The organism is Burkholderia sp. WSM2232, from assembly GCF_000472545.1.
Classification (GTDB): Bacteria; Pseudomonadota; Gammaproteobacteria; order Burkholderiales; family Burkholderiaceae; genus Paraburkholderia.
This window is the reverse complement of sequence record NZ_KI421432.1, coordinates 226,222-249,723: the sequence shown is the minus strand read 5'-3', so window position 1 is coordinate 249,723 and position 23,502 is coordinate 226,222. Positions and strand designations below refer to the sequence as shown.

The window sequence follows — 23,502 nt, the reverse complement described above, 5'->3', positions numbered from 1 at the left end:
GAGGCAGGCAACGGACGGAGACACGAGCCGGTCGCGCGGGCCGGCTCGATAAGAAACAGAAGACGGAGCGCTACTGCAAGCCCGAATCCGCATTGCGTTCCTTGCCGTTTCGCTGTCTGCCGAGAGTCGCGGCCGGCCGCCGCGTTGCCGTCGAGGGGCGTTGCCCCAGGCATGCGGACGTGGACAGCGAAATCCAATTAACGATTTCTTCCGCACGCTACCCAACATGTCCCACGTCTCTTCCGAATCGATTGTTCTTTCACGCTCGCCGGCCAGCGCGGTTCTCGAACCGGCAGGCGATCTGGCTTCGGTCGCGCGGACGCTGCAAGTCCGGCGCTTTATCGACGCGTTCCGTCAGCTCGGTCACCGTCAGGCTTCGCTCGATCCACTACGTCTCACGCCCGTGCCGGAGGTGTCCGAACTCGACCCCGTGTTCCACGGACTCGAACCGGCGCAGCCGATCGGCGTCGAAAATCCGCTGCTGCCGCCCTCGGCTGCCGTGCATGAACTGGAGCGGCAATTGCGACGCGTCTATTGCGGCGCAATCGGCCTCGACCTGACCGGCATACGCGACACACAGCGCCGCGCACAATTGTCCGCATGGCTGAAGGCCGGGCAGCTCGCGCCGTTGCCGGCGCGCGAGCAGCGGCGCTTTCTGCTGCGGCGCCTCGTGGCCGCGGAGATGTGGGAGCGTCACGTGGCGGCGACGTTCGAACATGCAAAACGCTTCTCGCTGGAAGGTTGCGAGGCCCTCGTGCCGCTCGTCGAAGCGATTGTCGATCAGGCCGCGGCTCATGGCGTTCAGCAGGTGTTCGCGGGCATGCCGCATCGCGGGCGACTGAATGTGCTCGTCAACGTCCTGGGTCTGGACCCGGCGACGCTCGTCGCCTGCCTCGATCCGCAATCCGATGCCGCGGCTGCACAGCGCGATCTGCCTTATCACCTCGGCGGCAGCACTGTCAAAAAGACGCCCCATGGCGAGGTCGCAATCTTCCTTGCGCACAATCCGTCGCATCTGCAAAGCGTGTATCCGGTCGTGAGCGGCATGGCGCGCGCGTATCAGGACGAGCATCGCGGCTTCGGCTGTCTGCCGCTCGTGGTGCACGGCGACGCCGCGTTCGCAGGGCAGGGCATCGTGATGGAAACGCTAAACATGACGCGCAAGGCGGGCTATGCATTGGGCGGCACCGTCCACGTGATCGTGAACAATCAGATCGGCTTCACGACGCCTAACCGGATGGATGCCGAAGCGCATTCCTATTGCACGGACATTGCGCGGATGATCGACGCGCCCGTGATCCGCGTGAATGCCGACCGTCCGGATGAAGTGATGCGTGCCGCGAAGCTCGCGTTGCAATACCGGATGGAGCACGAGGCCGACGTGGTGATCGATCTGATCGGCTACCGGCGTCTAGGCCACTCCGAGCACGACATTCCCGCGCTCACCCAGCCGTTGCAGCAGGCGGCGATTGCGACGCATCCGACGGTCACGGAGCTCTATCACGCGGCCCTCGGTGAAGAAACGCCGCTGGAGGTGTTACGCGCAGATGCGTTGAAGAAGCTTCTGGCGCCGGCTGCGCAAACGTTGTCGCGGCCGCGCGGCAAGCGGACGAAGCGCACGCGGCCGGTAACGCTCGCGCGCCTCCAGTCGCTCACGGCGGCATTGACCCGCACGCCGCCCCAGTTGCGGTTGCACGACTTCGTGCGCGACGTGACAGCGAAGTGGCACAAGAGCGTTGCCGACGAAACCGCCGCTGCGGACTGGTGCTTTGCGGAGAACCTTGCCTACGCAACGCTGCTCGACGACGGGCATAGCGTGCGCATCTCCGGTATGGATGTCGGCCGCGGCACGTTCATGCACCGGCATGCGGTCTGGCATTCGCAAGGCGACACTACCGGCGGGCTGGAACCGTATGTGCCGCTGCAAAACCTCGGCGTGCATCAAGGCGAGTTCGACATCGTCAATTCGCCGCTCACCGAGGAGGCCGTGCTCGGTTTCGAATATGGCTATAGCGTGCGGACGAGCACCCACCTGGCGATCTGGGAAGCGCAGTTCGGCGACTTCGTGAACGGCGCGCAGGTCATCATCGATCAATACATTGCCGCGGGCGAGTACAAGTGGGACCAGCCGTCCGGTTTGACGATGCTGCTGCCGCACGGCCACGAAGGCGTAGGTCCGGAGCATTCGACCGGTTACGTCAGCCGCTTTCTGCAATTGTGCGCCGGCGGCAACATGAAGGTCGTGATGCCGTCGACCTCGGCGCAATGGTTCCACATGCTGCGCGAGCAGGCGCTGAGCGCGGACCCGAAGCCGCTTGTCGTGATGTCGCCGAAAGGCCAGCTGTATGGCAATGCACGCTCGCACTCGCCGCTCGGCGAGCTGACCGGCGGCGCGTTCGCGCCCGTGTTGCAGGACAGCGCTGTGGCGTCGCCCGAAGACGTGACGCGTGTCGTGCTGTCGAGCGGCAAGTTCTTCTACGACTTGCAGGCGGCCCGCGATGCTTGCGGCGACACGCGAACCGCGCTGGTCCGCGTCGAGCAGTTGTACCCGTTCCCGACAAGTGAGCTTGCGGTTGCGCTCGCCGCTTTCCCGAAGCTCGCGGAAGTGGTGTGGGCGCAGGAAGAAGAAAAGAAGCACGGCGCATGGCATTTCGTGCGCGACGACCTCGAGCAGGCCATTCCCGCGAACTGCCGCTTGCTCGACGTGTGCCGGCGCGAGAGCCCCTCGGGCGCGCATTCGTCGATACGCGCGCATCGCGACGAACAGCAGCGTCTGGTCGAACTTGCCCTCGGGCGCGCCTGACGGTGCATACGCCAGGCAGTTTGCCGGCAGGGTCGCCGTTCAGTTGCTATTGTTAACGACGGACGAGGATGTCGCCGGCGCTGGTTGTCCTGCCGCCGACGGCAGTCCTCGCCGGTTCCGGCTTTGCTTGCCTGACTGCTGTGTGCCCGCTGGTTTGTCGAGGCGGGCCGCGCGCTTTGGCATGCGGGTTGCGAAGCAGGTTGTCGAAGCGATAGGACAATTGCACATGGCAACCGTACTGCTTGTAGATGACGACGCCGGCGCGCTCGACGCATGGAGCGCGATCTGCGCGGCCGAAGGCTATGAAGTCAAGACGGCGCTCGACGGCAAGTCGGCGCTTGCGCAGTTCATTGCGGCGCCCGTGGACGTGGTGGTTGCCGACTGGCGCATGCCGGTCATGTCGGGCAGCGAGCTATGTCACCGCTTGCGCACGCTGCCCGGTCTTGCCGACGTCGCGTTCATACTCGTATCGGGAGAGCCGAGCCCGCCCGCCTTTGTCAGCTTCGACGGGTTCCTGCGCAAGCCCGTGGAAGGCCCGGTGCTGCTCGCCACGATGCGGCGCCTGCTCGAAGACCACGTGACTCACCGCACCTTGCAGCGGGGTAGCCCGTCGTGACGCCGGTCGCCGCATGTGCCGGCAAGTGCGTTCAGGATGGCGCGTGCGCATCGTCCGACGACCTGCCGGCCGCCGACGGAATAAGCAGTACCGGCAAGCCCGCCTGACGCAAGCAACGCTCGGCCACGCTGCCAAGAATCAGGCGGCGGAATCCGCGCCTGCCATGCGTACCCATCACCAGCAGGTCGGCGTTGAAGTCCGCGGCGGCCTTCAGTATGGCGGTAGAGACATCGTCGAGCGACGCTGCTTCGCTTACCAGTATCTCGCCCTTCACGCCTTTCGCGTCCATTTCGCGCGCAAACTGCGCACCGAGTTCCTTGCCCTGTTCGATGAGGCTGTTGCGAAGCACCGCCGGGTCGTAGCCCGGTGCCTCGAAATACAGCGGGGTGTTCTCTATCACATAGAAGGGTTGCAAGACGGCGCCCGTGGACCTGGCAAGCTCGAGCGCCGCCTCGAATGCGCGGCGCGAAGTCTGGCTGCCGTCGACGGCTACAATAATGCGTGTGTACATGTCTGGTCCACTCCACGTCAGGTTGAGAGTTTCCATCATTACTGTCCATCTCGCGTTCGGACAGGATGTAAATCAACCCGTTCACATATTTTTGACGAGACTGGTGTTCCGCTGGCCGGTCTCGAGAGCGAAGCGCCGCCGCTTTTCCCACTTCCGGCGCTGCGTGACAGGCAGCGAGTTCCTCCAATTGTTTGCTCGAAACGTCCGTCTGCTTCGGCAAGCGGGATGCGCCTCGCCGATGAACGACCACCACAAACAGAAGCATTGACCGACGAGGTCTACCTCGACCTGCTGAAGTCCATCCTCCGACGCGAGCACGCGTGACTGGCGCACCTGGCCGACGGCGGGCGGCCAGGCGGCGCAACAGCGAAGCCGCTGATCAGCTAAGCGGCAGCGGCTATCGGCCCGAACAGCGCCGTGCGCGTTTTCGGACTGACTGCGATATCCAACGCCACCGCGCGCTCCACGCCGATCTGCAGCGGTGAGCCGAGCCGGCTGATCTCAATGCCGGTCTTGCGCAGCAGCCGTTCAATAGGCGTGGTCGTGACCGTCACATAGCGGGTGATACCCATGCGGTCCGCGAAGGTCACGAGTTCATGGATAGCCTGCATCGTCAGATCCGCAAAGCCGAACGACTTCTCCTCGCCGCTCGTGTCGATTGCGAAGCGGCTAAGCTCCCAGATGTGCCGCCCAACCGGCGCCGCCGCACCGTGCAGGAGTTGCGGGAACGTGTCCTTCAGCATGTTCGGGCCTTCTGTGGGCATGAGGCGCCAGCAGCCGCGCACCTTCCGGTCGTCGCCCTGGATCAGCATGTAATGCGGGCCCAGCGCGTCGTAGCCGTCGATCTCCATGCCCGCTATGGTCGGAATATCCCATCCCAACCGGCCGTGGAACACCCGCGCCCGCAGGCGGTACATCTCGTTGATGTCCTCGTTGTCGAATTCCTGACGCATTCCAATCCGTATCGCTGTTTGCATGACGTTCTCCTGAACGTGTTGGGGGAAACCAATACGCAGGAAAACTTATGCATTCTGAATCGTTCCGCCACCTATCTACCTGGATAGGTGTGCATGCTTATCGGATATCGCAGAATTTGAGACAGGAACAGCACTCAACCGACGGGACACGAAAATGGAACTTCTCGACAATCACTGGCAACCGCAAACCGGCCTCCAAACGCGTCCGGCGGAGCCTTCCACGGGCGTGGACCGGGTTCTCATCATTGCTTACCGCAAGAAAAAGAAAGAGAGCCAGCGGCGCTTCTGGGCCCGTTTCGGCGTCACGCAGTCGCGCGGCAGCCGCTTCGAGTCGGGCGCGGAAATCCCGGCGCCGGTTTCCATTCTGCTGGGCCTTTATTTCACCAAGACGGTTTCCGACGCAGATCTCGGCCGTGCCGAGCGTGTACTGCACAGCCGCGACGCCGCCGCATTGCTCAACCCGGGTCAATAAGTCCCAGTTGAGTCGCAATCACGGCCGCCGCGCGCCGCGAATTCACGCCGAGTTTCGTCCTGATATTTTTCATGTGGAAGTTCACCACGGCTTCCGAACAGTTCAGGATATGAGAAATCTCCCAAGTGGATTTGCCGCGCGCGGTCCATTGAAGGCACTCGCGTTCGCGCGGCGTGAGCTTCGGCAACAGTGTCTGCGCGTGCGTATGCACGTGGCGCTGGCTGGTGTCGATCACCAGGTCGCGCAATAACACCAGATTCGGCAATACCACGTCGATATGACGCCAGAAGGTGTCGGTCGGACTGGCGTCGTTCACAAAACACATCATGCCGGCTTCCTGGTTGGGGCCGTGAATCGGCAGCGTCACGCCGGCGCGCAAGCCGTGCGCTCGGGCTTCCTCATACATCGACTGCTGCGGCGCAGTCGTGAATATTTCCGGCGACCACACGAGCGGCGTCGAGCGCGTCGCGCAATGCGCGACCGTCGGGTCGATGTGCACGAGGCCCTGCTCGTCGTAGGTGCGGCGCCACGCAGGCGCATAGGTGCTGCGAACGTATGCGTCTTCCAGACGCATGGTCGGGCGGGGCAGCATCGCGATCAGAAGCCGGTCGAATCCCCAGGTCTCGGCGAGCTCCGCCACTGCACTGAACCACTCGGCCTCGTCGGCGGCGTTCAGTAGCGGTGCCATCTGCTCGATAAAATGTAGCGACAATTTCGACTCTCTCAGACTCGCAAATATTCAATTCGGCTATTTGCGTAGGTTTTTTGTGCACTGCTTTATTCCGCACAATCTATCACCAAAAACCGTTTTGCAAAGGCGGCGCGTCCCCCTTGTTTGCGCCATTTAGCCGGCTTGGTTCGAACGCGGCTGCGGGACGGTTTATTGCCCCGCCGGGCGTTGCAGGCCGGGGCGCCCGGCCTACTGCATGACTTGCCGGTAGCTGGGCGGCGGCAGGCCGCGTATGACGCAGTTCAAATCCGCCATTCCCTTATGCCCATAAAGTGGGCAAAAAATTAACCTTATTGGCTAAATGGCTGCTTTAGCCGGCTTCGCGAATTTGCCGGTTATCCGCTTTTCATGTGCTAACCGAGTACGCAAGCGCTATTGTCATACAAAAAGCTATTGTCCGTATGTGAGCGTTTCGCCGCTGACGCGAAGGCTTCGCGAGCTTTTTGTGCGCGCAGGTGGTTGCGCCGCTTCGCGCGACTCGCGGCATGTTGCCTGCGTTGCCGCTGTCAGGTTCGACGGCGTCTGAACATCATGCGAAGATCGCCGATGCGGCGCGCGCGCGTCGCACATCGATCCAACTCTCCAGAGACAGCATGACCGACAACAGCCGACGTTACCCCGACCCTTCCGTGCGTGTGTTCGATCCGCGCTTCAAGTCGCTGATTCTTGCGTCGGCGTCTGTCGAGTGTCTGTATCAGGGCGCGCGCTGGTCCGAGGGGCCGGTATGGTTCGGCGACGGCCGCTATCTGCTGTGGAGTGACATACCCAACGACCGGATTCTGCGCTGGGACGAAGCGAGCGGCCTCGTGAGCACGTTTCGCCAGTCGTCGAACAATGCGAACGGCCATACGCGCGACCGGCAGGGCCGGCTGGTGAGCTGCGAGCATCTGACGCGCCGCGTGACCCGCACCGAATACGACGGCTCGATCACCGTGCTGGCAGATCGTTACCACGGTAAGCGCTTTAATTCGCCCAACGACGTGGTGGTGAAGTCGGACGGTTCCATCTGGTTCAGCGATCCGACGTTCGGCATCGACAGCTTCTACGAAGGCGAGAAGCAGGAATCGGAATTGCCGGCGTGCGTATACCGCATCGACGGCCAGTCCGGCGAAGTGAGCGTGGTCGCCGACGACATACTCGGACCGAACGGCCTCGCGTTCTCGCCTGACGAGTCCGTGCTTTACGTCGTCGAATCGCGAGGCGCGCCGCGCAAGATCCGTGCGTTCGATGTGCAGGCCAGCGGCGCGGGCGCGGGCGCGGCGCTCGCGAACAACCGCGTGCTGATCGACGCCGGCCCCGGTACGCCGGATGGCTTTCGCGTCGATATCCAGGGCAACCTCTGGTGCGGCTGGGGCATGGGCACGGACGAGCTCGACGGCGTGCGCGTCTTCACTGCGCAAGGCGAGCCGCTCGGGCACATCGCGTTGCCGGAGCGCTGCGCGAACGTGTGCTTCGGCGGACGTCATCGCAACCGGCTTTTCATGGCGGCGAGTCACGGCCTCTACTCCCTGTATGTGAACATGCAAGGCGTGAGGGGAGGCTGAGTGCGCGCGTCGCAACGCGGCACGCCGGCGTGCCGCCTCATGCTTTCTGCTCCACCCGGCGAGTCGGCGAGTCGGGGTTTGCCCCCAGGCGTTGGCCTCCGGGGTTGCGTCTGACACAGCCGCACCAGGTCATCGACGATTGAAGCCCGCGCCCGCAGATCAGTGCATGAAACGCGCTCACGCGTATTTGCTTGACATCGGCTATGCCGCTTCGCTATGTTGCAGTGGTTGAAAGAGACAAAGACGCAAGGGGTAGTCGACCGGCGGACTTCATACCAAGAAGCGAGGAGACGCAATGACTGTTTCGTGCAGGTTGTCGCTCGGGCTGGTGTCGGTATGTCTCGCGGCGAGCGCCGCATTCGCATCGGCCGCGCATGCAGCCGATCCGGTCACACTCAATATCGTCGACGTGGCCGGCGATCTTCAACTCACGCAAAAGGGCTTCGAGGCGTTCAAGGCGAAGTATCCGAACCTCGTCGCCAATATCACCTACACGAACGCACCCGCGCCGCAATTGCCCGGCAAGATCAAGGCGATGCAGGCGGCCGGCCGCTCCGACATCGACCTCGTGCTGACCGGCACCGACGCACTCGCGGCCGGCATCGAACAGAACCTGTGGACGAAGCTGCTGCCCGACAATGCGGCGCAATTCCCCGGCGTGCTCGACAAATACGCGCCAGGTCCGCGCAAGATGCAGGAGCTCGCGCAGGGCTTCGGTCTCGAAGTCGCGTATATGCCGGCCGGACCGCTCCTCGAATTCAACCCCGCAAAAGTCAGCGATCCGCCGAAGACGCCGGAGCAACTACTGCAATGGTGCAAAGCCCACCCGGACAAGCTGATCTACGCACGTCCCGCGAACTCGGGGCCTGGCCGCACATTTCTGATGGGCCTGCCGTATGTACTCGGCGACAAGAATCCGCAAGACCCCATCAACGGCTGGGACAAGACCTGGGCTTTCCTCAAGCAACTGAACGAATGCATTCCGTACTATCCGGGCGGCACCTCCGCGGTCATGAAGGAGCTTGGCGAGGGCACGCGCGACATGACGGTCACGGTGACCGGCTGGGATATCAATCCACGCGCGCTGGGCATCGTGCCGGCCGATTTTCGCGTGCAGGCGTTCGACAACATGACGTGGGTGAACGACGCGCACTACATGGTGATCCCGAAGGGCGTGCCGAAGGAAAAACTCGAGGTGCTCTACAAGCTGATGAACTTCATGCTGGAGCCCGCGCAGCAGGCCATGACCTACGACGACGGCTACTTCTATCCTGGCCCGGCGATCAAGGGCCTCACCGAGGCACAGGCTCCCGCGCATAGCCAGGAAGTCCTGAAGAAATACGGACGCCCTGAGTACGCAAAGCTGCTGGCCGAACGCCCGCACGTCTTGCCGCTCAATGCAGCGGCAATGGTCGCCGCGTTCAGGAAGTGGGACACGGAAGTGGGCGCGCAAAAGACCAAGTAGCCATTGCTGAGAGCCCGCGCTCGCCCATCCATGCCAGTGCGATTCGCGCGTGACGGCTCGCGCGCATCAGGAAACCGCCCATGAAGCACCACTTTGAGCAGTTGCGGCTCGACTCGGTGAGCCGCAATTTCACGAACGCGGAAGGCCAGTCTATCGCGGCGCTCCAAGGACTCGATCTGAACATCCGGCGCGGCGAGTTCATCGCGTTGCTCGGGCCTTCGGGCTGCGGCAAGTCGACGGCGCTTAACTGCATTGCCGGTTTGCAACCTTTGAGCGGCGGCGGCATCTGGCTCGACGACAAACGGATCGACGTATTGCCGCCGGAAAAGCGCGGCTTCGGCATGGTGTTCCAGAACTACGCGCTGTTTCCGCATATGAGCGTGCTCGACAACGTCGGCTTCGGTCTGAGAATGCGCGGTGTCGGCAAAAGCGACATCGCGCGCCGCGCGCGCGAGGCGCTGCAACTGGTGCAACTGGTTGGCCATGAACGCAAGCTGCCCGGGCAGCTTTCCGGCGGTCAGCAACAACGCGTGGCGATTGCACGCGCCATCGTTATCGAGCCGCCGCTCATTCTGATGGACGAACCGCTTTCCAACCTCGATACGAAGCTGCGCATCGAAATGCGTGCGGAGATCCGGCGTATTCATAGCCAGCTCGAACGGGCGACGCTGTACGTCACGCACGATCAGGACGAAGCGCTTTCGATGGCCGACCGCATCGTCGTGATGAGAGAGGGCGTCGTGCAACAGATCGCCACGCCCAAAGAGGTCTACACGCGCCCGCGCAATCTGCATGTCGCGCGCTTCATGGGCTATCGCAATGTCGCTGAATTCACGCTTGAAGGCACGCAGGGCGAAGGCGCCGTGGTGAGCGCGAACGGCGTGCGTCTGATCGGTACGCCAATGACCGCGTTCGGCAGCAAACGCGTGAGCGTGGCGTTGCGTCCCGAAGACATGGAGCGCGTGGCGCCAGACACGGAGAATGCATTCGACGCATTGGTCACCGTGGTCGAATATGGCGGCAACAGTTCGCTGCTGCGCGTGAAGACCGCGTTCGGCGACTTGTGGGCACGCGTGGCGGGCGAGTTCGAAGAGGGCCAGCGCATCAGCTTGCGGGTGCCGCCGTCGCGCACGCTGGTCTATGACGCAGAGGCGGTATGAACTCGCCGACGTTGCCCACGCCCGTCCCGCCCATCGCGCCCGCGCCGCAGCGCGACGCCAAGGCGTGGCTCGTTACGCCGGCGTTGCTCTTTATCGTCGCGTTGTTCATCTATCCGTTCGCCTACGGTCTCGCGCTGTCGTTCCGGCCGATGAACGGTGGCAGTGCGTGGGCCAACTATCTGACGTTCTTCACCGACACGTCGATGTGGCCGACCATTCTCGTCACACTAAAGCTCGCCGTGCCCGCGACGCTGATCAACGTGGGCGTCTCGGTGCCGGTTGCATTCGCGTTGCGGCGGTATTCGCGTTATCAGAAGTTCGTGACCACGTTGCTGGTGATTCCGGTCACGCTCGGCACCGTGCTGATCGCCGACGGCATGCTCACTTACTTTGGCCCGAACGGCTGGTTCCCGCAAGCGCTGCACGGTCTGCATCTCTATGCGAGCGAAGTGCGGCTCACGCATAACTTCTGGGGCGTGCTGATTTCGCTGATCGTGTCCGGTTTCCCGTTCGCATTCCTGTTGACGCTGTCGTACGTGACCGGCATCGACCCCACGCTCGCGAGCGCCGCCGCCACACTCGGTGCAAGCCCTTGGCAGCAGTTTCTGCGCATCTATCTGCCGCTGCTCGTGCCCGGCTTGACGATGGCCGCATGTCTTTCGTTCGTGCAGGCGTTTTCGGTGTTTCCATCGGCCGTGCTGCTGGGCGCGCCTGCGGGGCCGACACGCGTGATGTCGATTGCCGCCGCCGAAGCCGCGTTCGAAAGCTATGATTATTCGCTCGCCTCCGCGATTGCGATGGTGATGGGCCTCGTGCAACTGCTGGTGGTCGCTGCCATGCTGGGCGCGCGACGCCTGTTCTACAGCGGCCCGGCAACAGGAGGCAAAGGCTGATGAGGACCGGGCATCGCGGCGCACCGGCTTCCTGGTCCGCGCCTGCCGCAGGAGAACCGAGCGACGGGGCGCGCGAGCCCGGCAAGCGCGTGAAGCCGCGCGAGAGCGTGTCGGGCCGCGCGTGGCGCGTGCTGGTGTGGGGCGCGATGGTGTTCTTCCTCGTCAACGTCGTGTTGCTGATTGCGACGGTGGCGGTCAATTCAATCGCGACGCGCTGGTTCGGCACCTTGCTGCCGCAGGGCTTCACGCTGCATTGGTATGCGCAGGCGTGGCGCGACTTCCAGTTGGCGAGCGTGTTGTGGGTGACGGTCGAAGTGGTGGGCGCAGTCGTCGTGCTCTCGGTGCTGCTCGGCGTGCCCGCGGCGTACGCGCTCGCGCGCGTGCAGTTTCCCGGCAAGCGCATCGCCATGCTGGTTTTTCTGCTGCCGTTGATGGTGCCGCCCGTCACCTACGGCATACCTATGGCAACGGTGATGTACAAGGTGGGGCTCGCCGGCACGCTAAGCGGCGTGATACTGGCGAACCTGGTACCCGCGCTGCCCTTCGTGATTCTGGTCATGACGCCGTTCATCGAGCAGATTGATCCCAACCTCGAAGCGGCGGCCCGAATTTTCGGCGCCAACACGTTTCGCTATTTCCGCTACGTGCTGTTGCCGCTGCTCGTGCCCGGCATGCTGGCCGCCGCGCTGCTCGTGCTCGTGCGTACCATCGGCATGTTCGAGCTGACGTTTTTCACAGCGGGGCCCGCGACGCAAACACTGGTGGTCGCACTGTATTACGCGGTGTTTTCCACTGGCGTGCGCGCGCCGCAATCCATTGACGCGATGGCAATGATCTACATGGCTATCACGCTGATCTGGGTGCTGATCGCGCTGCAGTTCGTGAGCCCGACGCAGATCGTCTCACGCGTGAAGGAGCAAAAGCGCTGAAGCGCGTCGCGGCTTGCGAACGCGCCCGGCCCTATTGCTGCGTCGCTCAGTAGCCCACGCGATAAACGCGGCCCGTCTGCGCGCCTTCCACGCTGCGCAGATAGGCTTGCGCAGCGCGCTGCGCTGTGACCGGTTCGAAGCCGCGGAAGTACGGCGCGTAAGCTTCCATCGACTCGCTCAACACCGTTGGGCTGACCACGTTGATGCGGATGCCGCGCGGTAGTTCGATTGCCGCGCCGCGTACGAAACCTTCCAACGCCAGATTGACGGTGGTCGCATTCGCGCCCTCGCGAATCGGCTCGTCGCCGATAATGCCGCTAGTCAGCGTGAACGAGCCGCCGTCGTTCACATAGTTCTGCGCCGCGAGCACGACATTGATTTGCCCCATCAGCTTGTCCCGCAGGCCGACCCAGAACTGCTCGATGCTCATTTGCGGCAGCGGACCGAAGTGCAGTTTGCCGATGGTCGTGACGACGCCGTCCACCTTGCCGATCTCGCCAAAGAGGCGCTCGACGCTCGCGGGATCGGTGCTGTCTACCTGATACTGGCCGCGCGTCGCGCCCACCTCGACGACCTCATGGCGAGCCTTCAGCTCCGCGCTCACTGCCTGCCCGAGGGTGCCGGTGGCGCCGATCACGACGATCTTTTTCATTCGCTGCTCCGTTGAGTTTGACGTGCGGCGATTGTGCGCCGCGTCGCCGGCCAGGAAAAAGCCCCCGCGGCGAGGAGATCCCGCAACCGCCAGTTTCTAATCGCCAATATCCGATTAACCGCGACCTATTAAACGGCGTGCGCGCCGGTATCTACCGACAAATCGGCTTAGCCGGCGCAATTCAAACAAAACGTGCAGAAAGAGGCGATTATTTCACGCGATGTATTTCGATCAGGCGTGTGGGCCGCAAATGATTAAGGGCGTAATGGACGCGGCCGCGTTCGCTGCGGTTTTCATCCGCGCGTGAATAGTCGAAGAGATCCTCGGTAGAATGCATGGCCTGCGGCTCCAGCATGCCCTTGTCGATTACAGCGTAGCCCGGCTCCAACGCCAGCAACAGATGATTGCCGCCCACCCGGCTGTCAAATCCCGCCATGCCGTCGAGCGCTTCCGGCACGCTGTTGACGAGCGTCGCGTTGCTGTTGGTGATTTCGTCGACGGCAATGGGACTCTGGCCTGCAATGCGCGCGGCTTCGTGGTTCTTGCCGTCGGTGTCTACCGTGCTGTCGTGTGTGCGGTCGTTATGCAACTCCGCGCTGCAGGGGCGGCTCGCGCCCGTTGGCTTGCCCGCGTCTGCGGACTTGTCGATATGGCTGTTCATATGCATTCTCCTTTCAAGAAGTCAGGTACGAGGAGAGCAAAGTCCGTACCCTTTCCGAGGCGATTGCGAACGCGCGCCTTTCGTTTTTTTTAATGAACGCGCATTTTCTACAGAGTATGATCATACTCCGGCGAGAGGAGGGAGGTTCAAGCGCTGCAGTTAATGCGCCTGGCGCCGGTTCTACTGTGCGGAATACTCACCGCTCTTTTGCTGGCGGTGTGCAACGAACGCGGGCTTACTCAAAACATTCCACGGGGGCCGTCAGGGCGGGTGACATATGCACTTCGATGCTGCATTTACACATCGCGGCTATTTGTTAAATTGCGCACCGGCGCGGGCCGGGGACGGCAGTTGGCAGCCGTACGTGGTCATCTCGCGCTCGAGCGACGGCGAGCTCGTCGCGAACCGTTTTTTTCCTACCGATCTGCGTTTTCCCAACGAAGCCGCCGCCATTGCCCATGCACGCGACTGGGCGGTGCGCTGGATCGACGCGAGCAGCGTGACGATCTGAGCGGCGGGTTGCATCCGCTTCTGCGCCCGCACGCCTTCGCGCAACGCTGCGCGAGGCTGCGCAAAACGCGGTAATCTCTCGGGACAATCACCCGATACCGTGCCCCGTCGCACGGCGCTGTCTTTATGCCTAACGTGCCTTCCCACAACTGGGGCCTTGAACAGATCGTCGCGGACCTGCGCGCGTCGCGCGAAGAATTGCACCGCACGCGGCATCCGCTCGGCATTCGCGAACTGCCCTCGCGCGAAGCGGTGGTCGGCATTGTCGCCGGCCTGCGCGCGGCGCTCTTTCCCACGCACTATGGCGCGCCCGATCTGACTGACGAAACCGTCGACTATTACGTCGGCCACACGCTGGAAAGCACGTTGCGTCTGCTTGCCGAGCAGATTCGCCGCGCGTTGCGCTTCCTGCCCGAACACGCGCAAACGTCGGAGGCCGAATTGCGCGAGCGCGCCTTCGAGGTCTCCCGCGAGTTCGGCACGCAATTGCCCGGCATTCGTGCGCTGCTCGTGAGCGACATTCAGGCCGCTTTCACTGGCGACCCGGCCGCGCAGCACATCACCGAAATCCTGCTCTGCTATCCGGGCGTGTGGGCGATGACGCATCATCGGCTCGCGCATGCGCTGCATCGTCTCGGCGTGCCGTTGCTCGCGCGCTTCATCAACGAGATCGCGCATTCGGCGACCGGCATCGACATTCATCCGGGCGCGACCATCGGCCCGAGTTTTTTCATCGACCACGGCACGGGCGTCGTGATCGGCGAAACGGCGATTATCGGCGAGCATGTGCGCGTGTATCAGGCCGTGACGCTGGGGGCCAAGAGCTTTGCCGCGGACGTGGACGGCACGCTCATCAAGGGCAATGCGCGGCATCCTATTGTCGAGGACGACGTGGTGATCTACGCAGGCGCGACAATTCTCGGACGCGTGACCATTGGGCGCGGCTCGGTGATAGGCGGCAACGTGTGGCTCACGCATAGCGTGCCGCCTGGCAGCAGCGTTTCTCAAGGCAAGGTGCGCGAAGGCGAGCGCGACGAAGGACGGCGCTGATGTCTACGCGCGACGGGACGCGTGGCCGCGTCTACATGCCCCGTTGCGCGATAGCCGGCGTGGAGGCGACGGTGGCCGAAACCACGCGCGCGTTTCCGCGCCATTCGCACGACCGTTTCGGCGTGGGCGTGATCGTCAGCGGCGGGCATAAGTCCGCGAGCGGCCGCGGGCCTGTCGAGGCGCGCATGAACGACGTGATTACGGTCAACCCCGGCGAAGTGCACGACGGCAGCCCGCTCGACGAGCGTGGCCGCGCCTGGCATATGCTGTATTTCGAGCCGTCCATGCTGGCCGACGCCGCAGCCGAATTGAGCGGCGCGGAGGTGCGCGAAGTCGAGCTCGCGCAGCCCGTCGTGCAAGATGTGTTGCTCAAGCGTCTTTTCGAACGGCTCTTTGCGGTGGCGGTGCAGCCGCCTTGCGCGCGCGACGACCTCGCGCGCGAGCAGGCATTGCTCGAGCTGATCGCGCATCTGTTGTCCGCGCTCGCGAGCCGTCACACGACGCGCCACGCGAACGCGTTGGCGTGCCGCTCGCCCGGACCGATTGCGCGCGCCAGGGCGCGCATCGACGACGATCCGGCCGCGCCGCTCACCCTGGCCGATCTCGCGGGCGAAGCGGGCATCAGCCGCTTCCAGTTGCTGCGAGCTTTCGCGCACGACACCGGTCTGCCGCCGCACGCGTACCGGATGCAGCGGCGCGTGGCGCTGGCACGTCAACTGATAGCGCGCGGCGTATCGCTCGCCGACACGGCCGCAACTGCGGGCTTTGCGGATCAGAGTCACATGACGCGGGCTTTCGTGCGCCTGTTTGGCGTTACGCCTGCGAACTACGCTGCGGCGATGCGTTGAGGGGCGAGGTTGGCGTCGTCCGTTGAGGAGCGCGGCCGCGGCGTCCGGACCTGAGCTTCACAGCGCGACTGGAAAGCGGGATTCGAAGCCGCGATGCAAAGCTGCAGTCCGAACCACGATCCAAAACCGCAGTCCGAACCACGATCCAAATCCGCAGGCCGAAACCACGATTCAAAATCGGGATTCAAAACCACGCTTTCAAGATCACGATCCAAAGCCGCGATCCAAAGCCGCGATCCAAACGGCGATCCGAAGCGAGCATTCAAAACCCCGCTTCAAAACCCCGCTTCAAAACCTCAGATGCTTGAGCATCTCCAGCCCTTGCATGCCCGGCAGCCCCGCATGCCGACCGACAAACCATGCGGCAACCCACGAAGCGGCCACCACGATCAGGTCGCAGTGTCCGCTGTTCCACAGGTTCAACGAATGCCGTGCGGCGATCCACGGCACACCGAGCGGGTTCGGCCAGTCCGCGAGCAGATGCATGAGGCCGCCGCATGCGAAGCCGAACGCGGCCGCGGCGTAAATCGAATGGCCCAGCGCGTGATACGAAAGCCCGAGCAAGGCAAGCCAGCCGATGCCCCAATGCGTCAGCGTACGGTGCGCGATCCATAGCCGACGCTTGCGCGTCCACCATGCGACTTCGAGCCAGTCCGGCGCCGTGCTTCCGGCCACGCCCGCGACGAAGCTCGCCAGCACGCCCATATAGAAGAGGCCGCCGTGGCCGCCGCCGTTGTGCAACACAAGCGCCGCGGCAATGATGCCCGCTGCGAAGCCGGTTGCGTGGTGTGCGTTGCTGGATGCCATGCGAAGTATCGAGCCGGCGGTCGCGATATGGGGCTTACGTCGCGCAGCGCGCAATATTGAAGCGCATTTCCGGCTCCGGTGGATCGTCCGGCGCATTGGCCGGATGCATTACCTTGATGACAGAGCCGGCGTTCGACGGCGTCAGCGTGACGAAGTACGAATTGTTCGAGTCGGAGCCGACCGCGATTTGCGTTGCGCTGCCGACGCGCGAAAGCCGCACGCGCGACAGGCGGCTTTCGAGGCAACTGGCGATATAAGCGGGCGCGCGTTGCGAGGACACGTAGATCATGGGCTGCGACGGGTCGTGCGCGGAAGGGCCGCTCGATGAGCCACAAGCCGCGAGGGTCGCCATTGCAACAGCAGCGGGAGCAAGCAGGAAGATTCGTTTCATGGTGATGTCGTCGGCGTTCCCGGTCATGGGCAGGAGCGTGGGCGCGGGCGCGGGCGAAGCGGGCGCGTTAAAAATAAGATTGACGCAGCGTCACGCTTCGCGACGAAGCGGCTTATCGCGTGTAGAGCGATCGTGCTGCAAGCACAATTCCAACCGCAGCAGAAAAGCGGACGAAAGCAAGCGGACGAAAGCGGACGCCCGAGTATACCCAGCGCACGCGCGCGTCGGCAGTCCCGTTACAAGCTGAAACGTTGCCGCGTTTCTGGCCGTCTTTATAGCGGTCTGCCACGTCGAAACAGAACCGCGCGATACCCGCGCGCACTTGTCCGTTCGTCGGAGTGCGGCGCTTTGCACGCGCGAGCCGGGTAGAATTGCACGCTCGAAGTGTGTACATGTCCAGCGAAAGTGAGTGAACCTGCAATGACCGATCCCATCCTTCCATCGTCCGCCCCTGCTGTTGATTCCACGACGGAAGGCGCGTCCCCACAGGACGCCGCGCAGTTGGACGGCGATTTCGAAACGGTGCACGAAGACCGCCTGTGGCGCGACGACGGCTGGACCGCGCGCGTGATCAAGAACGAAGACGACGAAGGCTGGGCCGTCGCAATGATCAAGGACGGCGAAGCGGAACCTGCGCTTGTGGGCCCGTGGACGATGGGCCGCAACAAGAAAGACCCGAAGCCGCTCGACACGGCCGCGTTCAACACGCTGGTGAAAACCGCCTCTGAAGTGTTGCGCCGCCATGAACAGCAGTTGCGTGCGCAACTTCACAAGGCCGTGCGCGTAGCGAGCGCGGACGGCAACGACGAACTCGACATTACGCTCGACATCGTGCCCGACGAAGACGAGCCCTACGCGCTGCTTACCGCGCTAAACGCGTATGGCGAGCAACTGGCGCAAGTGCAGGTCGCGCCGAACTTCAAGCTCAGCAAGGCAAGTGCGTCGGCGTGGGTGGAAAACGAATTCCGGCGTCCGGGCTGATCTTCACGGCGAACGCCGGTTTGCCGCCAGGCGAAAGTATTACCTTAGCCTGTCAATATACTTTCACATTCACTTCATAGAATCCTCGCGTCATAGCGGCGCGAGCGTGAATCATGCGGTCTGAATCCGGGTCGTGCCGGCTGTGAGTCAACCCACGCCAACCACAACCAGGATTACGACAACATGGCAGAGCCGTTCGATCTCTCCCGCCGCAAGGCCCTGAAACTGTTTGCCGGTGTACCGATGCTGCCGCTGGGCGGGCTTGCCACGGCGTCCATGTTGAGCGCCTGCGGAGGCGGCAGCGACGACCTTGCGACGCCGGTCAAGCCGGTTGCCAACTTCGTGTCGGCGGCCTTCGGTTCGATGGCCGCGCCAACGCTGGCGGACCCCGCGTCGATGGCAAAGACCACGGTGGGCTCGACGCTGACCGTGCAGTTGAGCGACGGCAGCAGCCGCACTTTCAAGCTGTCGTATCAGCCGTTCTTCATCACCGGCGACACGGTGCCGAACATCCAGGGCGGGACGATTCTCGCGGGCGGCTACGTGGACATCAACAATCAGCCGATTATCGACAGATCGGTGGCTGGCAAGGAGCGCCAGTTCTATTCCGATTGCCCGGACGGCAGCTCGCTAATCCGCCTCGACAATCCCACGGTCAAGGGCATCAAGGGTAAGGCCGTGTTTGCGGTGGTGCAATTTGAATACACCACGCGCGACCAGAGCCTCGTGTCGATGTATGGCCAGTTGCCCTCGCCGATCGCCGTGCTCACGCTCGATCAGGACCAGGCGACCGGCAAGCTGACGCTGGTCGGCTATCACAATGTGGATACGTCGAAGGCGCATGGTTTGTGGATTACCTGCGGCGCGAGCCTCTCGCCTTGGAACACGCATCTGTCGAGCGAGGAATACGAGCCGGACGCGACCACGATCGCCACCAACAGCCAGTTCAAGGGCTTCAGCCGCAATCTGTATGGCAGCGAGACAGCGGCCAATCCGTATCACTACGGCCATCTGCCGGAGGTCACCGTCAACCCGGACGGCACCGGCAGCATCAGGAAGCACTACTGCCTTGGCCGCATCTCGCACGAACTGGTTCAGGTGATGCCGGACAAACGCACGGTGCTGATGGGCGACGACGCCACCAACGGCGGCCTCTTCATGTTCGTCGCGGATCGCGAGGCCGATCTGTCGGCGGGCACGCTGTATGTCGCCAAGTGGACGCAGGTGTCGTCGAGCGGCGCGGGCGCGGCCACGCTTTCGTGGATCAACCTCGGCCACGCGACCAGCGACGAAATCGAGGCGCTCGCGAACACGCTGACCGCCGCCGACATCATGGACGTCAAGACTGCGGACCCCGCCGACGCGTCATACACGAAGATCAATTTCAACGGCACGTTCAACTGGGTCCGCGTGAAGCCGGGCATGACCAAGGCCGCGGCCTTCCTCGAAACGCATCGCTACGCGGCGCTCGTGGGCGGAAGCATGGGTTTCACGAAGCTCGAAGGCACGACGGTCAATATCAAGGACAAGGTGCTGTATTCGGCAATGTCGCGTATCGAGAAGTCGATGGTGCGCGGCAATGCCGCCTCGACGGACGTGGCCGTCGACAAGACCATCAGCGCCGGTGCGGTCTACGCGCTGAACATGAAGGGCGGCCAGAGCGACCGCAGCGGCGGCGCGATCAATAGCGAGTGGGTGCCGGTCGACATGGCGGCTCCCGCGGCACTCGTTGGCGAGGATCTGGCCACGGCCGACGCGCTTGGCAATACCGCGAATGCCGAGCGTATCGCGAACCCGGATAACCTGAAGTTCTCGGAGAAGCTGCGCACGCTCTTCATCGGCGAGGACAGCGGCATGCATGTGAACAACTTCCTGTGGGCGTACAACGTCGACACGAAGACGCTCTCGCGCGTGCTGTCGTGCCCGGCCGGCGCGGAGTCGACAGGCCTGCACGCAGTCGACGAAATCAACGGCTGGACCTATGTGATGAGCAACTTCCAGCACGTCGGCGATTGGGAAAGCCCGCTGCACGACAAAGTGAAAGCCACGCTCGATCCGCTCGTGCGCGCCAACTACAAGGACCGCTTTGGCGCAACGGTCGGCTACCTGACGGCTGATCCGACGTCCATCAAGTTGTAATGGCGTGCGAGGCGGCGCGCCCGAATGCGCCGCCTCAACTGCGCTTGCAGAAAATTGCCGTAATGAGCGGCGCCACGCGGTGCACGATCGCCGTTCCGCCGGCCGCCGTTACCGCGTTCCTCACTTTCGATTCACTCCCGAACACCACCACTCCATAGGCCGAGCGCGCCACCGGCTCGCCCTCGCCCACGCGAAACATGGGATCGTCCTTCTCGTAGCCGACCACCGCGAACACGTGGAAGCCGAACGCGCTCAGGTCCGCGCCTTGCGCGGGTGAGAATGCATTGATCGAGTTGCTCTCGACCCGCGTGGGCTTCGGATCGATCAGTTGCTGGACGGCCAGATCGGCGATGAACTGATGGCCGGTTTCGTTGCACGCGAGCGGCGCGTCCAGAGCAGCCGCATGGGCGGCAAGCGGCAGCGCGCCGGCCGCGACCGCGAGGGCGGCGCAACGGACGGCACGCGAAACGGCACACGAAGCGGCAAGCGGGAAAAAGCGTTTCATAGCTTCGACAGCGGCAGGTTCGATATAGCGCAATGTAGTGTGTGCACAACGCGCGGCCCGGCGACCGACGCAGGCCGGCGAGCCCGCGAAGATGGCGCGCGTCGAAGAGGTTCGGCGGGGCAGGCGCAACAGGACCCGCACTTTAGCGCGATTCGGCAAATCCTGCTTCACGCGCGGGCCTTCCGCAAAGACCGCGGCGAGTTTGGGGCACGGCAAAGAAACTAACGGGAAGAAAGCAATCTTTCGCGATCCCGTATATATTTCCGGGTTATGAATTCAAGACCGCACACTCCTATAAACGTACCGCCGCCCAGAACCTGGGACGCGCGGTTAGCCCGCTGGCTCGTGGTACCGCTTGTCAATACGCGGGTGTCTCCCAATCATCTGACCACGCTGCGCCTCTTGATCGGCGTGGCCGGCGCGCTCTGCCTTGCGCGCGGCGGCTTTGCGTGGACCAATGCCGGCGCGCTGCTGATCGTGCTGTCCAATTTCGTCGATCACACCGACGGCGAACTCGCGCGCATCGGCGGCAAGACGAGCCGGATCGGTCATTTTTACGATCTCGCAGCAGACGCGCTCGTCACCGTCATGCTGTTTGTCGGCATGGGCGTCGGTGCGAGCGCATCGAACCACGCCGGCCTTGTGGTCGGGCCGGGCTGGCTCGGTGCAGTGGCCGGCGTCGCCGTCGCGCTCATATTCTTCTTGCGCATGCGGATCGAGGAAATGGCGGGCAAGGCCGGCACGAAACAGGCGGCAGTAGGTGGCTTCGAAACCGAAGACGTGCTGTACCTGCTGCCCATCGTCACGCTGACGAGCGTCGTGTTGCCGTTCGTCGTGGTTGCCTCTATCGGCGCGCCGCTTTTCGCCGTGTGGGTCATGATCGATTACCGGCGTGTGGTGCGCCGCAGCGCAAAGCCGTCGGCGGTGGCCACGGCGGCCGCGGCGGCTTCAGAAACGAGTCAGGTCTGGGCAGGCAAATGAGTACACACGCCGAAGACGACGTGAGCGCATCGATCACCCGGGAATCGTCCGTCGCTGCGCTGGAGCAGGCCGCAGCGCCCGACGCCGACCGCGCGGTCGCTAGCCGCACGCGCACGTTCGACAATCCGCGCCTGCGCAAGGACTTTGCCGACCAGGGCGCGTTCCTCTATATGGAGGACTTCCTCGCGCCCGAAGTCACCGCGCAGCTCGTGCACAGCGCGCGTGCGCTGCTCGACGAAGTGAACCGCAATTACCTGCCGGGCCACAAGCAGGGCGGCAGCGTGAGCCGTCATACCATCGACCGTCTTGCGCCGTTCATCGCCGAACTGTATCGCTCGAAGGAACTGATCGGCTGGCTGGAGCAACTGAGCGGCGACAAGCTGCAAGTCTCGCCGGCGGACGACCCGCACGCCTACGCGCTCTATTACTACACGCGGCCGGGCGACCACATCGGCTGGCACTACGATACTTCGTATTACGACGGCCGCCGCTACACGCTGCTGTTAGGCGTGATCGACGAATCGTCGTGCCGGCTCGACTACGAACTGCATACGCGCAACCCGGATGTACCGGATCAACCCGGCTCGGTGCAGATCCCGCCGGGCGGCCTCGTGTTCTTCGACGGCGACAAGCTGCGCCATCGCATCACGCCGGCCGGCCCGAACGAAATGCGCGTGTCCCTGACGTTCGAATACGTCACGGACCCGAACATGCGCCCGTGGCGCCGCCTGATTTCGAACATGAAAGACGCCATTGCGTATTTCGGCTTCCGCCAGGTGTTCCGTCAAATGACCCGGGGCAACAGCCGCGGCGAGGACCGCACATGACTCGGGCGGCCCTGATTCTGCTGTCGATCGGCACGGCGCTCTTTGTCGGCCTGCTCGCATGGCAGGGCTTCGGTTCGGTTGCGTCCACGCTGCTCGCGGCCGGCTGGGGGCTCGCGCTCGTGGCGGCCTTCCATGTCGTGCCGCTCGCGCTCGACGCAGGCGCGATCTCGACGCTGCTGCCGCGACATCGCGACAACAACGCCCAGGCGCATGAGCCTCTGCCGGTGCGCGACGCGCTGTTCGCGCGCTGGATCGGCGAATCCGTGAACAGCCTGCTGCCGGCCGGCCAGATCGGCGGACCGGTCGTGATGGTGCGGCAACTGTCGCAACGCGGCATGCGCATGCGCGACGCGGCAGCCGCCATTACCGTGAGCACGACGGCGCAGGCGCTCGCGCAGATCATCTTCGCGCTGTTCGGCCTGCTGATGTTTGGCGCCTACGCCGCTCACGGCGCGCTGCACGACCTGCGAACCGCAACGCTCATTGCAACGGCCGTGCTGGGCGGCATGATCGTCGGCTTCTATTACGCGCAGCGGCGCGGACTGTTCGGCCGCCTGCTGGGCGTGCTGTCCAAGGTATTCGGCAAGCGCGACTGGTCGGGACTGATGACGCGCGCCGAAGCCGTCGACGCCGCCGTGCAGGCCATGTACCGCGAGCGCGCCCGCGTGGCCGCGAGCTTCGCGTTCAGCCTCGCGGGCTGGATTGTCGGCACGGTGGAAGTGTGGCTTGCACTGCGCTTTCTCGGTCATCCCGTGGACTGGGTCGATGCTCTGCTGCTCGAAAGCCTGGGGCAGGCGATTCGCGGCGCGGCCTTCATGATTCCGGGCTCGCTCGGCGTGCAGGAAGGCGGCTATCTGCTGCTTGCTCCGCTGGTGGGTTTGCCGCCCGACGCGGCGCTAGCGCTGTCGCTCGCCAAGCGCGCGCGCGAAATCCTGCTAGGCTTGCCGGGCCTGCTGGTCTTGCATTTCAGCGAACGAAGCTGGCAACGGCGGCGTGCCCTTGGGCGCGTTCCCGCCGTCGATTAAACTCCGTATCTTTTCAAAGGACCGC

24 protein-coding genes are annotated in these 23,502 nt (G+C 63.7%); 16 read left to right on the top strand and 8 right to left on the bottom strand.

All coding sequences use genetic code 11. The annotated features are described in order from the left end of the window. Positions 1-226 precede the first annotated feature (226 nt). Together F757_RS0130935 and F757_RS0130930 are read left to right on the top strand one after the other, a co-directional pair. Positions 227-2,803, top strand: a complete 2,577-nt coding sequence (locus F757_RS0130935) for a 2-oxoglutarate dehydrogenase E1 component (protein WP_027214720.1) — start codon at positions 227-229, stop codon at positions 2,801-2,803. 226 nt (positions 2,804-3,029) lie between these two features. Next, entirely contained in the window at positions 3,030-3,419 is a 390-nt protein-coding gene (locus F757_RS0130930) for a response regulator (RefSeq protein ID WP_027214719.1), read from the top strand. Positions 3,420-3,450: 31 nt separating this feature from the next. On the opposite strand, the gene F757_RS0130925 is transcribed toward F757_RS0130930, so the two are convergent. Both F757_RS0130925 and F757_RS0130920 read right to left on the bottom strand, forming a co-directional pair. Continuing rightward, positions 3,451-3,930 (bottom strand): universal stress protein, encoded by a 480-nt coding sequence (locus F757_RS0130925; RefSeq protein ID WP_027214718.1) that lies wholly within the window; start codon positions 3,928-3,930, stop codon positions 3,451-3,453. Positions 3,931-4,313: 383 nt separating this feature from the next. Then, positions 4,314-4,907, bottom strand: coding sequence for an acyl-homoserine-lactone synthase (locus F757_RS0130920; RefSeq protein WP_027214717.1), 594 nt, complete (start codon positions 4,905-4,907; stop codon positions 4,314-4,316). A 154-nt stretch (positions 4,908-5,061) separates the two neighbouring features. On the opposite strand from F757_RS0130920, the gene F757_RS0130915 reads away from it, so the two are divergent. After that, positions 5,062-5,379, top strand: coding sequence for a hypothetical protein (locus F757_RS0130915; RefSeq protein WP_013342506.1), 318 nt, complete (start codon positions 5,062-5,064; stop codon positions 5,377-5,379). Here the strand turns inward: F757_RS0130915 and F757_RS0130910 are convergent. Next, on the bottom strand, positions 5,363-6,067 hold the full coding sequence (locus tag F757_RS0130910; RefSeq protein ID WP_027214716.1) for a helix-turn-helix transcriptional regulator: 705 nt from the start codon (positions 6,065-6,067) through the stop codon (positions 5,363-5,365). The two genes, F757_RS0130915 and F757_RS0130910, sit on opposite strands and share 17 nt — an antisense overlap. A 635-nt stretch (positions 6,068-6,702) precedes the next feature. Here F757_RS0130910 and F757_RS0130905 point away from each other — a divergent pair. The 5 genes from F757_RS0130905 (at position 6,703) to F757_RS0130885 (ending at position 12,100) form a co-directional block, all read left to right on the top strand. After that, entirely contained in the window at positions 6,703-7,653 is a 951-nt protein-coding gene (locus F757_RS0130905; protein WP_027214715.1) for an SMP-30/gluconolactonase/LRE family protein, read from the top strand. Positions 7,654-7,948: 295 nt separating this feature from the next. Next, positions 7,949-9,118: an extracellular solute-binding protein gene (locus F757_RS0130900; RefSeq protein ID WP_035467731.1), complete on the top strand. Its 1,170-nt coding sequence runs from the start codon at positions 7,949-7,951 to the stop codon at positions 9,116-9,118. Between the two features lie 80 nt (positions 9,119-9,198). Further along, entirely contained in the window at positions 9,199-10,278 is a 1,080-nt protein-coding gene (locus tag F757_RS0130895) for an ABC transporter ATP-binding protein (RefSeq protein ID WP_027214713.1), read from the top strand. Then, entirely contained in the window at positions 10,275-11,171 is an 897-nt protein-coding gene (locus tag F757_RS0130890; protein WP_027214712.1) for an ABC transporter permease, read from the top strand. The genes F757_RS0130895 and F757_RS0130890 overlap by 4 nt, the downstream gene beginning before the upstream one ends. Continuing rightward, the gene (locus tag F757_RS0130885) at positions 11,171-12,100 is read left to right on the top strand and encodes an ABC transporter permease (protein ID WP_027214711.1); all 930 of its coding nucleotides are present in this window, start codon (positions 11,171-11,173) and stop codon (positions 12,098-12,100) included. Before F757_RS0130890 ends, F757_RS0130885 begins: the two co-directional genes overlap by 1 nt. A 46-nt stretch (positions 12,101-12,146) precedes the next feature. Here F757_RS0130885 and F757_RS0130880 read toward each other — a convergent pair whose 3' ends face one another. Together F757_RS0130880 and F757_RS0130875 are read right to left on the bottom strand one after the other, a co-directional pair. After that, complete coding sequence (locus F757_RS0130880; RefSeq protein ID WP_027214710.1) at positions 12,147-12,752, bottom strand: short chain dehydrogenase; 606 nt, start codon at positions 12,750-12,752, stop codon at positions 12,147-12,149. Between the two features lie 208 nt (positions 12,753-12,960). Beyond that, positions 12,961-13,413, bottom strand: coding sequence for a DUF3005 domain-containing protein (locus tag F757_RS0130875; RefSeq protein WP_027214709.1), 453 nt, complete (start codon positions 13,411-13,413; stop codon positions 12,961-12,963). 277 nt (positions 13,414-13,690) lie between these two features. Between F757_RS0130875 and F757_RS0130870 the strand changes: the two genes are divergently transcribed. From F757_RS0130870 to F757_RS0130860, 3 genes are all read left to right on the top strand, one after another. After that, a complete protein-coding gene (locus tag F757_RS0130870) occupies positions 13,691-13,924 on the top strand; it encodes a hypothetical protein (RefSeq protein WP_027214708.1) in 234 nt (77 codons plus the stop codon). Between the two features lie 125 nt (positions 13,925-14,049). Next, positions 14,050-14,973 (top strand): serine O-acetyltransferase EpsC, encoded by a 924-nt coding sequence (gene epsC, locus F757_RS0130865; protein ID WP_027214707.1) that lies wholly within the window; start codon positions 14,050-14,052, stop codon positions 14,971-14,973. Beyond that, positions 14,973-15,821: a helix-turn-helix transcriptional regulator gene (locus F757_RS0130860; protein WP_027214706.1), complete on the top strand. Its 849-nt coding sequence runs from the start codon at positions 14,973-14,975 to the stop codon at positions 15,819-15,821. Before epsC ends, F757_RS0130860 begins: the two co-directional genes overlap by 1 nt. 288 nt (positions 15,822-16,109) lie before the next feature. Here the strand turns inward: F757_RS0130860 and F757_RS0130855 are convergent, their stop codons facing one another. Continuing rightward, positions 16,110-16,628 (bottom strand): metal-dependent hydrolase, encoded by a 519-nt coding sequence (locus tag F757_RS0130855; protein ID WP_027214705.1) that lies wholly within the window; start codon positions 16,626-16,628, stop codon positions 16,110-16,112. Positions 16,629-16,662: 34 nt separating this feature from the next. After that, positions 16,663-17,046, bottom strand: coding sequence for a sugar ABC transporter ATPase (locus F757_RS0130850; protein ID WP_442856676.1), 384 nt, complete (start codon positions 17,044-17,046; stop codon positions 16,663-16,665). Between the two features lie 393 nt (positions 17,047-17,439). Here F757_RS0130850 and F757_RS0130845 point away from each other — a divergent pair, with 393 nt between their 5' ends. Together F757_RS0130845 and F757_RS0130840 are read left to right on the top strand one after the other, a co-directional pair. Beyond that, on the top strand, positions 17,440-18,000 hold the full coding sequence (locus tag F757_RS0130845; RefSeq protein ID WP_027214703.1) for a hypothetical protein: 561 nt from the start codon (positions 17,440-17,442) through the stop codon (positions 17,998-18,000). 183 nt (positions 18,001-18,183) lie between these two features. Beyond that, the gene (locus F757_RS0130840) at positions 18,184-20,139 is read left to right on the top strand and encodes a PhoX family protein (protein WP_027214702.1); all 1,956 of its coding nucleotides are present in this window, start codon (positions 18,184-18,186) and stop codon (positions 20,137-20,139) included. Positions 20,140-20,173: 34 nt separating this feature from the next. Here F757_RS0130840 and F757_RS0130835 read toward each other — a convergent pair whose 3' ends face one another. After that, entirely contained in the window at positions 20,174-20,644 is a 471-nt protein-coding gene (locus F757_RS0130835) for a hypothetical protein (protein WP_027214701.1), read from the bottom strand. Between the two features lie 270 nt (positions 20,645-20,914). On the opposite strand from F757_RS0130835, the gene F757_RS0130830 reads away from it, so the two are divergent. Genes F757_RS0130830 through F757_RS0130820 form a run of 3 tightly spaced genes read left to right on the top strand, consistent with a single transcriptional unit; the run spans position 20,915 to position 23,477 of the window. Beyond that, the gene (locus tag F757_RS0130830; protein ID WP_027214700.1) at positions 20,915-21,625 is read left to right on the top strand and encodes a CDP-alcohol phosphatidyltransferase family protein; all 711 of its coding nucleotides are present in this window, start codon (positions 20,915-20,917) and stop codon (positions 21,623-21,625) included. Continuing rightward, entirely contained in the window at positions 21,622-22,452 is an 831-nt protein-coding gene (locus F757_RS0130825; protein WP_027214699.1) for a HalD/BesD family halogenase, read from the top strand. The genes F757_RS0130830 and F757_RS0130825 overlap by 4 nt, the downstream gene beginning before the upstream one ends. Continuing rightward, a complete protein-coding gene (locus tag F757_RS0130820; protein ID WP_027214698.1) occupies positions 22,449-23,477 on the top strand; it encodes a lysylphosphatidylglycerol synthase domain-containing protein in 1,029 nt (342 codons plus the stop codon). Before F757_RS0130825 ends, F757_RS0130820 begins: the two co-directional genes overlap by 4 nt. The last annotated feature ends 25 nt before the right edge of the window (positions 23,478-23,502 follow it).